General features: G+C 31.6%; 3 protein-coding genes and 1 pseudogene. 2 read left to right on the top strand and 2 right to left on the bottom strand.

Annotated elements, in window-relative coordinates; all coding sequences use genetic code 11:
- Together A9G44_RS00895 and A9G44_RS00890 are read right to left on the bottom strand one after the other, a co-directional pair.
- The coding region (locus tag A9G44_RS00895) for an IS30 family transposase (RefSeq protein ID WP_081298209.1) at positions 1–567 on the bottom strand (567 nt) is incomplete at its 3' end.
- Between the two features lie 226 nt (positions 568–793).
- Positions 794–1,174, bottom strand: a complete 381-nt coding sequence (locus tag A9G44_RS00890; protein WP_065608882.1) for a hypothetical protein — start codon at positions 1,172–1,174, stop codon at positions 794–796.
- Positions 1,175–1,322: 148 nt separating this feature from the next.
- Between A9G44_RS00890 and A9G44_RS13865 the strand changes: the two are divergent.
- Positions 1,323–1,683, top strand: a pseudogene (locus A9G44_RS13865) (DDE-type integrase/transposase/recombinase); the annotation flags it as partial.
- A gap of 204 nt (positions 1,684–1,887) precedes the next feature.
- The gene (locus tag A9G44_RS00885; RefSeq protein ID WP_065608881.1) at positions 1,888–2,205 is read left to right on the top strand and encodes a hypothetical protein; all 318 of its coding nucleotides are present in this window, start codon (positions 1,888–1,890) and stop codon (positions 2,203–2,205) included.
- Positions 2,206–2,289: the final 84 nt, after the last annotated feature.

Below are 2,289 nucleotides of genomic sequence, written 5' to 3'. Positions count from 1 at the left end.
TGTTTTGCGTTCAACTAATGTCACCAATGCTTGCTTGTCTTTACGGCTAATAATCGTATCGCCCTCCCAATGTCCTCGCGTTTTCCGGCTTTCTACATAACTTGGACGTTGTTTAATTGACCGTTTATATCGGCGGTCTCCTTCTTTAATACTCGGTGCCTTACAATACCTATAGGCTTTGCCTTTTCGTCTTAGATAAGGTTTGAATTGTTCATAGCGCGCTTTATTTTGATAAAGATAGTTATAGATTGATTGGACGCTGACTTTCTTTAAACGTGCAGCAATCTGCTCTGGGCTGTAATAAAACATGAGGTATTTTTCAACTTGGCGCCATACCGAAGACGCTATTGGCTTACCATTACCGCTGTTTTTCCGCCTTTTCCTAGCTAGGGTTACCGCATCATGTGCTTGATAGGCCTGATTAGGTTTTGAGTTTCTTTTTATCTCTCGACTTATTGTCGAAGGATGTCTATTGAGTAGCTGGGCTATCTCTTTTTTATTCTTTCCGGCTTGTAATAATACGAAAATCTGGTATCTTTCCTTCCTAGAAAGGTGATTATAATACATAGCAATCTCCAAACTGTGGTGGTGCGAAGGTGCTAGTATAAATCACCTTTCTACTTTCTTCACTCCACCGTGTTTAAAATTGCACTTCATGTTTGAATCCAGGATTAACAGCCTTTGTTTGTTGATCTCGGTTTTCTACCTGTTAATTACCATTTTCTCTGTGATTTTTTAGCTGTTTCAGATAAAATATGACGTGTTTATTTTCGATATATATAGTTAAATAAAACTAAGATTCATATAAATAATATAAATCTTCTGTTAAATATAGAATTTCTTTTTTATTATTGGTCGAAATTGGTGAAATCAAAAATTCTCGCATATCGCTAATATTTATTGATTTTTGAATAAAATTTAACAGTTCACTTTTTGAAACTTTAAACATTTCCCCTTTTATTATTATTTTTTTCCCCTTGTAAGAAATTAATTTATGTGCAATATAATATTTTTCCTTTGTAAAATAAGGGATTAAATTATCAAAGCAGGTTGTATATAATAGTAAATTTCCTGTATGTATAATATTCAACATACTCAGAAAAATATCATTCTTCTCAAAGTCCGAAATAATTTCTTTATTGATTAGGTGTTTAAATAAATAATTATTTTTCATTATTTAATTTTCGCAAAAAAATGGACAAAAGTCGCCTTTATGATATAAACAAAAATCATAGAAGACAAATATCACGGTCAAAAAATTTAGCATCGAATTCAAATAACAATCAGCGGATTATGACGATAGAAAAAAACAAAAGAACTGAAATCGCATAAACCGCCATTTAGTGTGTAATACATTAAAACAAGCCTTATTTTGGCGTCATTTTCCTAAAAATGTACTCATTCATAGTGATCAAGGAAGCCAATATTGCAGTGCTGATTTCAAGCAATTATTGTTACAATATGGGCTAAGGCAAAGCATGAGTCGAAGAGGAAACTGCTTTGATAATGCGGTTGTTGAAAGTTTTTTTTCATACATTCAAAACACACATTATTCATGACTGTTACTACAAAACGAGGAAACAGGCTAATAAAGCACTATTTGAATATATTGAAATCTATTATAATCGGATACGCCGTCATTCAGCCAATGGCTGGATATTGCCGCAGCAATATGAACAATAATTTTACCAAAAAACAAAATGATATAGGTGTGTACTGTCTAATTTTTTGCAAAGATCAATTATTACTTAGATAAAAGATATATCTAAGAAAAATGTTCAGCATAGAATGAATCGAAATACTAACTGGTGGCAGAGATTAACGCAAAGTGAACTTGGTGAGTTCAAAAATATATTTGATGATTATGTGAAGTTTTAGGGAGAAAAAATGTTTTTATTAGAACATATAAATCCTTCAGGAACCGTGAATCAATTCCATATTGATATCTCTGAAGATGGGTTAATGATTTATGAGTCATGTATTAACTATGTCTTAGATAATTGTAGTGATAAAGATATTTACATATTTACTGGTTGCGAGAATAAGGAAGCTTTAAAAGAAATACAAAAAAATATTATAACTATTTTATATTATTATGCCGCAAAGGATTTGTTGCTACCTCGATATATTGATCCCCAGAACAGGTATGTAGATACAAATGAATTATCATGGATAGGAATAGATATAAACAGATTAAATAAATAGATTAGTATTTATATATGAAATTGTGGACATACCACTATGCATCTAATGGATTGACTTGGGTGGATTGTAAGGACTGTCATTAGT

Source organism: Gilliamella sp. Occ4-3, from assembly GCF_001690675.1.
In the GTDB taxonomy this organism is placed as follows: domain Bacteria; phylum Pseudomonadota; class Gammaproteobacteria; order Enterobacterales; family Orbaceae; genus Gilliamella; species Gilliamella bombi.
Note: the sequence above shows the minus strand (reverse complement) of the source record. Positions and strands in the feature narration are given on the sequence as shown.

Coding starts and splice junctions, on each gene's coding strand:
- A9G44_RS00890 (WP_065608882.1), bottom strand. CDS start 1,174: ATGAAAAATAATTATTTATTTAAACACCTAATCAATAAAGAAATTATT.
- A9G44_RS00885 (WP_065608881.1), top strand. CDS start 1,888: ATGTTTTTATTAGAACATATAAATCCTTCAGGAACCGTGAATCAATTC.